Raw genomic sequence first — 7,084 nt, 5'->3', positions numbered from 1 at the left:
TAATCTTATAAGAAGAGTTTAAGGAACATTCTAAAGTGTTTGCCGATGTACGCGATCGGTAAGCGATTAATAACTGCTGCAAACAGTTATTAATGCTGAATGTTCTTTTTACGTTCAATGAAGTTAATTAAATTGTATAACTATTCCAAAAAAATAGCAAACCAAAATAGAAATTTTCTATTTTGGTTTGCTTATTTTTTTATTTTTAACAAGACGGTAGTGCTATTCACCTAACTATTTTAGAAAGCCCTATCCGTGTTTTTAGATATCTGCTCGTCACTGCCTGGGTGACTCACGAGTGGTAGAAAAGTGGAATCATGCAAACTACCGCATATGCCCGCAGAATAAGTGAAAAAATCCGTAGACATGCTGGATGAATTTGTTGGTCTATGACTCCAGCCCACCGTTCCTTTTTTACATGAAGAACACCTGAAACATGTACTGTCGTATGAAGTTGAGGCAAACAAAAAGACAGGTAGCGATCTTACACTACCTGTCTTTTGTAATCTCTCTTCATCCACTTTTTTCTTAATTTGAGCCAAGTCTATTGAGGTTTTACCGATACGCCTATATAATGTACTTATAAGCAAAGGTTACTTTTGCTACACAAGATATTATATAGAAGAGATCGGTAAAATCATGATTACGTTAGTTGTGGTAACGTAAGATTGAGGTCTGATGGGAGTTGGTAGCTCCTATCACTCCTGCCGTTCTTTTTTATTTGCCTTAATTATACAATTAAGAATAGAATGTATGCAATGGAAATTATCATTTATTTAAAATATCTCTATACAGATGTTATTACTTTTTACTTATATTTCAAAATATTGTTGTAAAAAAAATCCAAAAATATTATACTAAAAATGTAAAAAATTACAGAGGGGATAGATCAAAAGTGAATAAAAAATTAATATCAGTTTCTTTATCTGGATTAATGTTATTAGGTATTATTAGTGGTGTTGCTAGTGCAGCAACTGTATACGCGCAAGGTGGAAAATGGGAATATGGAGTAGGAGAAAAATATGTTTGGTCGTACTATTCTCATGGTTCAAAATATCATGCTTCGACTGCAATTGGTAAATATCCTTCAGAGAGTGGGAAAACTCGTCCTGGAGTAAAAGCACAGGCATCCGCAGAAAAATCTTGGTCTGAAAATCAAACATATTATAAAGTGTATTAAAAAAGAATGGATAAATTATCCATTCTTTTCTTGATGGAAAGGGAAAAATGAAAATTTTAAAAATAATTTTAGATCTTTCTATGTTATTTATTATTTTTTCGATTCTATTTTTGTTTAGTCTTAAAGAAGAAGAAGAATTGATACCAGATAGTAATTATGTAATTAAAATTACGGAATGGGATTTTAAACATAGCAAAGAATCCATATATAAAGAACTAAATAAAATTTCTAAAGAAAATGACATTTCTATTTATAAAGTAAGCTATAGTGATGGAAAAAATGAAACAAAGAAGTATATTTATCCTATAAATAGTAAGGAAAAAGATTTGACAGAAACCTTTAACAGTAAAAAAAATAAACTTATGAATTTTGAGGAAGTGCTAAAAAAAGATGTTAGAGGAAATTATTTTGTTAAAGAAAAAAATATAGATAATACTAATATTCAAAATAGTTTACTTAAATTAGGAATTAAGTCAGATATAATAAAAATATCTCCTCAAATTTTATTTATTAGTTTAATAGCGGATAACGGATTACTATTCCCTATATTATCATTATTTATTATTTATATTCTTTATTTCTTAACAAAAGTATGTAGCAATTTCAAAGAAATTGCTATTAAAAAACTAAATGGATATTCTAATGGAAATATTATTTTTGAGGATTTTCACAAAAAAATATTATACTATATTTCATTTTTTGCTATTTTTATATTTGCAACGATTCTTTATTTAAACTTACTTGAGCATAACAGTCAAATAACCCTGTTCATAAAAAGAGAAGTTATTCTTTATTGTTTATATTTGCTTATAATTATAATTATATCTATTATTAGTTATTTTTTAGTTATAAAAATAGATATTCCATCACTAATAAAAGGACAAAAACCCTATAAACAACTTAGAATTATAAGCACTTTTACTAAGTGTATATTGCTTTTAGTATTTTCTATTATCTATATAGGAAATTATACCCATTTAAAAGAACTTAGCTTAATTAATGAATCAAAGAAAATATGGAATCAAATGGATGATTATTATACAGTAGATATAGCTCCAATTTTCTATAAAGAAGAAGAAAAAAAAATATTGCAGAAAAAATTTCATAATTTAATTATTTATAGCGAAAAAACAAATAATACTTTACTGATTAGAAACAATAATGTTTATAATCCTAGTAATACATATTCTAACGTTGAGAATAGTAAAGTACTATTTATAAATAAGAATTTCATTGATTTTTATGGAAAATTAGATCAAGATTTTTCAATTAAAACAGATGCTAGTCAGATTGAAATTATATTGCCTGTAAATTCAATGAGTAAACGAAAGAATATTGAATTAGATGTTAACGATTGGATAAAATTTCAACAAGATGGTACAAATATAAACCAAAATTCTCATTTTATAAGTAAGGAAAATGACTATAAAATTTATTCATTTGATACTCGTACAATGAAAAAGTATTCCTATATATATTCACCTGTTATTTTAGTCATAGAAGGCAATGATTTAGGTGATGATTTTTATTATACATCTGTTTCTCAAGGATCATATCTTTTTAAAAATTATGATAGTACTATAGACAATATAAAAAAGTTTGGCCTCGAAAACTATGTAAGTAGCGTTACTAGTTTTAAAGATAAAGTCAATAGTGACTATAAAGAAATTAAAATTAAATATTTAATTTTATTATTAGCACAGATATTAAATATTGTTACTATATCAATAACTATATTATTTGATATTAAACAGTATTTTGATCAAAACAAGAAATTATTACTGATAAAAAAGATTCATGGATATAGTATTTTGCATAGTAATATAACTTATATTTTATTGCAGTCATTGCTAATAATATTTGTGGGTATATCTTGCTATTTTTATTTTAAAAATATAATTTTTATTTATATCATGCTTATTTTCATATTGTTTCAATTTGTTTTACAAATATTATATATATATATATTAGAAAAAAATTACACTAAACTAATTAAGGAGATATAAAATGAAAAAGATTATTTTAACGATTATAATATGTCTAGTAATGCTATTTGTATTACTAAATGTTAGAAATGAACACACTGATAGATTTAATCCATTACTTAGCAAAGAAATATCATATGCTAAAGTAGATAAAGAAACGCAAAATTATGAAAATATAGTGATTTATGATGCAAATGGCGACGAAAAAAACTATAAACTATCTTTTAAAGGATATGATCCTAGTCAAGAATACGTTGAAATTACACATAAAGGTAAATACGTTGAAAGTATTAAATACATTACTAAATTAAAATTTAATAAAATAATGGGCAAATAGTATGATTAAACTAGATAATATAACAGTTATTAAAGACGAGAAATTAATTTTTGATAATTTTAATATTGAATTTAAGTTAGGTGAATCTTATGCTATTGTAGGTAAAAGTGGTTCTGGAAAATCTACACTTCTTAACACAATAGCAGGATTTGAAAAACCAAAAAATGGAACTATATTTTATAATAATAGTGAAATTAAATTTAATAAAAATTTTTATAGGTATTGCTTAGGGTATCTATTTCAAAATTATGGATTAGTAGATAACAAGAGTGTAAATGAAAATTTAGATATTGGTTTAAAGTTTAAATTAATGACTAAATCAGAAAAAGAAAAATTAAAAGAAGATTATATTAAAGAATTTAATGTTAATGTTACAAAAAGTAGAAAAATATCAACTCTAAGTGGAGGGGAGCAACAAAGGGTATCTCTTATTAGACTTATATTAAAGTCACCTAGCATAATTTTAGCAGATGAACCTACTGGTGCTCTTGATAAAGAAAATGGCTTTTTTATTTTTTCTAAGCTGTTATCTTTAATTGATAAAGATAAAGTTTTAATTGTAGCAACACACGATATTGATATAGCTCATCAATGTGACAACATAATAAATTTATAAAAATATATTTTCCATTACATTACTAATTGATTCGTTCATAACATCTTGATTAATTCCTATGTATCTTAAGGTCACAGACTGAGATGAATGATTGAATAGATTCATCAATAAAGCGATGTCCTTTGTTTTTTTATAGTAATGATAACCAAACGTTTTACGCATAGAATGTGTGCCTATTTCACTTAAGCCAATAGATTTTGCTGAATGATTCAAAATTCTGTAGGCTTGTACACGACTAATGGGTTTATCATTACCGTCAGAATCGAGTTTATTGCTTTTAAACAGATAATCTTCGTCCTCTAAAAACTGAATATAGCGATCAATATCCTCCTTTAGATGATAAAGGGGGATTTGTTTCTGTTTACGAGTTTTTTGCTCTCTTAATTTAATGGTATAGTCCTTAATATCCTTTTTCTTTAATCCCAACATGTCACTCACTCTCAAGCCACAGTTAATCCCTAAATTAAATAAAAAGACATCACGCTCTGATCCATAATAAGCGAGTGCTTCTTTCATCTCCTGTATCTTTTTTACGTCACGAATCGGTTCTACGCTGTTCATCAAAACCACTCCTATATGATACGTATAATGTACGTATTGATATCATTATGATACATTATTTCAGGCATAAAAATAAACCCCTTTGGTTTCGGGGTTTAACATGTAACATAATTACCATTGTGTTACTTTATTAAAGATAAAAGAAAAACCAATTAATTTAATGATTAGCTAATACAAGCCCCACGTCATTTATACCCTTGATATATATAGGTTAAGTGTCGACGATCTATTTTATTGTGTAAGTTCCCTAATTGAACCTCTTAATTATCTTTTAAATAGCTTTGATAAAAAACCTTTGTTTTCTGATTCTCTATCGTGCCTTAAGTCTTTATAAAAATTATCGCCCTTATTATCACTATGAGCCTTTATATCTGTAGTGTTATCTTCTGCCGTCGTCTCTTTAACCTCTTGTAATTCTATTTCTAAAGCTTTTATCTTCTCATTAGATTGCAATTGTAATGATTGTTGTTGTGATAGTAAGCGTTGTTGTTCATCAAGCGTATTGTTAAGTTGCTTTATCTGTTCATCTTTAACACGTAATTGTTCAAGTAATATATTCAGCATGTCATTGCTTTGTGTCATAGGATCATCATTATCACGTGAATGTGACGTGTTGTTATCACGCTTTGATGACTTATTACTGTTGATACGTTGTGTAATCTGTTCAGCTTGTTCTAACGTTACATAAGATACGTTATCATGTTTAGTTAATTCTAGATCCAATCTTTTAGCATTGTAGAATATTGTTTGTTTAGCAACTTGAAGTTTATCAGCAAGTGCGACCACTGTTATAAGATTGTTATTCATATGTCGTTATCCTTTCTTGTTATTATCACGTGTTATCATGCATACTATGATGTTAGGTTTTAACGCTACTTATCACTTGATACAATAGTATTTTAACAGTATTATTACGTTATATTTAACGTTAATATGATGTCATCATAACGTTATAGTTTAACGAGTCTTTCACTTAATTATCACACAAGTATTAATCAATTGAAATGATGTTTATATGTTTCAATGCTGAATGACTTAATGTAATCGTTTATAACTTGAGTATAAACGATGAATTTTATTTGTTAACTTATCTTAGTTATAATAAAAGAAATAAAAGATTGAGGTGATTATATGTCTGAGGAAAAAACTGAGGTAAAAAGAAAGTTTGGTTTTTATCATCGTAAAGGTGAAAAGATTAAAGTTGTTTTTACTGACGGAAAAGCTATCACTGGAACATATTTATTTGCACCACAGTATGAGATCATTATCGAAACAGAAGATGGACGAGAAATAACGATTTTTAAACATGCTGTAAAGTATATCTATGTACTTGATTAGTTTTACAAAGAAAACTGAATGAGATATAATAAAGTTAACAAGTAGAAATTCCATGGAAACACCGAACCCCCTAACTGCTGGAAACAGTTAGGGGGTTTTTTAGGTGCTGGTATGCCGTCTTAATCCTTACGTTGATCTAACCAGTGAGAAAACAACGCAAGTGCTACGCCAACATACAATGGCGAAATAACGTTAACAAGTAAAAAATCCATGGAGATCACCTCCTTCCATAAGACCTCGCCTATGGAAGTAAAGACGGCGTACTCATTATACCGAATTACTATGGTTTCTTCTATAGTGCTTACCTTATCCTTTTTATCACGTAAAAATGAGTGGCATAATAAGGATAATGATAAACATCAGGAGGATATACGATGACAAATATTGATTATGAAAAAGAACTACAAGCGTTAGAAGAAAAAAAGAAGCAGCTATTAAAAGAAAAGCGTGAAAAAGATAAGAAAGAGCTTCAGACCTTAAAAGCAGTCTTTGGTAAAGACTTCCCAAGAAAAGAGAACGGTAAATTCATCTCGTTGGATGAATTCAGACAGAATTATGTGATTACACATAAAGATCATTCAGGAATCGATCAGAATCAATTCGATGTTGTTCAGGATGAACTGAATCAGTTAAAAAAGAATTTAAATGCCATTGCGGATGCAATGGACGATTCAAGAGGCTACTGGCATATTAATGACTTAAAGGGGTTAACGCACTGGTTATCACAGTTTAGAACGAAGGGCTAAACTGTGATAGCCAGTCTTACAAAAGATACGAGTATACAGTATCTTTTGTATCGAATGGATTGGAATAGGATGACGAAAGTAGTCAGCATATTCCAATCCATTCGGAGAGGTTTTCTACAAAGATCCATCCAAACATCACATGATGTTTGGATGGATTTTGTATTTTATATCATCTGTATATTTCGAAGAAATAGACGATGATATAAAACGAAAGGGTTAAGGGAAAAGCTTTTCCCTTACAAGGAGGTGAATGATACTTTGCGAAGCAAATGTATACATTCGCACTGCTTGACCAAAACATTTTTGTACAATTTATAGTAC

The 7,084-nt window shown here is 28.2% G+C and carries 9 protein-coding genes; 6 read left to right on the top strand and 3 right to left on the bottom strand.

The genetic code is table 11. The annotated features are described in order from the left end of the window. Nucleotides 1-895: 895 nt before the first annotated feature. Genes ACZ2V4_RS11420 through ACZ2V4_RS11405 form a run of 4 tightly spaced genes read left to right on the top strand, consistent with a single transcriptional unit; the run spans nucleotide 896 to nucleotide 4,118 of the window. Nucleotides 896-1,180, top strand: coding sequence for a lactococcin 972 family bacteriocin (locus ACZ2V4_RS11420; protein WP_420494481.1), 285 nt, complete (start codon nucleotides 896-898; stop codon nucleotides 1,178-1,180). A 47-nt stretch (nucleotides 1,181-1,227) separates the two neighbouring features. Beyond that, on the top strand, nucleotides 1,228-3,186 hold the full coding sequence (locus ACZ2V4_RS11415) for a DUF1430 domain-containing protein (protein ID WP_420494482.1): 1,959 nt from the start codon (nucleotides 1,228-1,230) through the stop codon (nucleotides 3,184-3,186). A 1-nt stretch (nucleotide 3,187) separates the two neighbouring features. Then, nucleotides 3,188-3,502, top strand: coding sequence for a YxeA family protein (locus ACZ2V4_RS11410; protein WP_101143918.1), 315 nt, complete (start codon nucleotides 3,188-3,190; stop codon nucleotides 3,500-3,502). Between the two features lies 1 nt (nucleotide 3,503). Next, complete coding sequence (locus ACZ2V4_RS11405; protein ID WP_101143917.1) at nucleotides 3,504-4,118, top strand: ATP-binding cassette domain-containing protein; 615 nt, start codon at nucleotides 3,504-3,506, stop codon at nucleotides 4,116-4,118. On the opposite strand, the gene ACZ2V4_RS11400 is transcribed toward ACZ2V4_RS11405, so the two are convergent. Beyond that, on the bottom strand, nucleotides 4,113-4,679 hold the full coding sequence (locus tag ACZ2V4_RS11400; RefSeq protein ID WP_420494483.1) for a tyrosine-type recombinase/integrase: 567 nt from the start codon (nucleotides 4,677-4,679) through the stop codon (nucleotides 4,113-4,115). The two genes, ACZ2V4_RS11405 and ACZ2V4_RS11400, sit on opposite strands and share 6 nt — an antisense overlap. 264 nt (nucleotides 4,680-4,943) lie before the next feature. Beyond that, nucleotides 4,944-5,486 carry a hypothetical protein gene (locus ACZ2V4_RS11395; protein WP_490514918.1) on the bottom strand — a complete coding sequence of 181 codons (543 nt, stop codon included), beginning with the start codon at nucleotides 5,484-5,486 and terminating at the stop codon, nucleotides 4,944-4,946. A 324-nt stretch (nucleotides 5,487-5,810) separates the two neighbouring features. On the opposite strand from ACZ2V4_RS11395, the gene ACZ2V4_RS11390 reads away from it, so the two are divergent. After that, nucleotides 5,811-6,017: a hypothetical protein gene (locus ACZ2V4_RS11390; RefSeq protein ID WP_101158981.1), complete on the top strand. Its 207-nt coding sequence runs from the start codon at nucleotides 5,811-5,813 to the stop codon at nucleotides 6,015-6,017. Between the two features lie 119 nt (nucleotides 6,018-6,136). On the opposite strand, the gene ACZ2V4_RS11385 is transcribed toward ACZ2V4_RS11390, so the two are convergent. Further along, nucleotides 6,137-6,229 carry a type I toxin-antitoxin system Fst family toxin gene (locus tag ACZ2V4_RS11385; protein ID WP_490514917.1) on the bottom strand — a complete coding sequence of 31 codons (93 nt, stop codon included), beginning with the start codon at nucleotides 6,227-6,229 and terminating at the stop codon, nucleotides 6,137-6,139. A gap of 162 nt (nucleotides 6,230-6,391) precedes the next feature. Here ACZ2V4_RS11385 and ACZ2V4_RS11380 point away from each other — a divergent pair, with 162 nt between their 5' ends. Continuing rightward, nucleotides 6,392-6,763 (top strand): hypothetical protein, encoded by a 372-nt coding sequence (locus ACZ2V4_RS11380; protein ID WP_101033743.1) that lies wholly within the window; start codon nucleotides 6,392-6,394, stop codon nucleotides 6,761-6,763. Nucleotides 6,764-7,084: the final 321 nt, after the last annotated feature.

The organism is Macrococcus sp. CoH-51_TC_04 (assembly GCF_058188655.1).
This window is presented reverse-complemented; position numbering and strand designations above follow the sequence as displayed.

Bases quoted from the DNA above. Each gene is read 5' to 3' on its own strand.
- ACZ2V4_RS11415 (WP_420494482.1), top strand. From the start codon at position 1,228: ATGAAAATTTTAAAAATAATTTTAGATCTTTCTATGTTATTTATTATT.
- ACZ2V4_RS11410 (WP_101143918.1), top strand. From the start codon at position 3,188: ATGAAAAAGATTATTTTAACGATTATAATATGTCTAGTAATGCTATTT.
- ACZ2V4_RS11405 (WP_101143917.1), top strand. From the start codon at position 3,504: ATGATTAAACTAGATAATATAACAGTTATTAAAGACGAGAAATTAATT.
- ACZ2V4_RS11400 (WP_420494483.1), bottom strand. From the start codon at position 4,679: ATGAACAGCGTAGAACCGATTCGTGACGTAAAAAAGATACAGGAGATG.
- ACZ2V4_RS11395 (WP_490514918.1), bottom strand. From the start codon at position 5,486: ATGAATAACAATCTTATAACAGTGGTCGCACTTGCTGATAAACTTCAA.
- ACZ2V4_RS11390 (WP_101158981.1), top strand. From the start codon at position 5,811: ATGTCTGAGGAAAAAACTGAGGTAAAAAGAAAGTTTGGTTTTTATCAT.
- ACZ2V4_RS11385 (WP_490514917.1), bottom strand. From the start codon at position 6,229: ATGGATTTTTTACTTGTTAACGTTATTTCGCCATTGTATGTTGGCGTA.
- ACZ2V4_RS11380 (WP_101033743.1), top strand. From the start codon at position 6,392: ATGACAAATATTGATTATGAAAAAGAACTACAAGCGTTAGAAGAAAAA.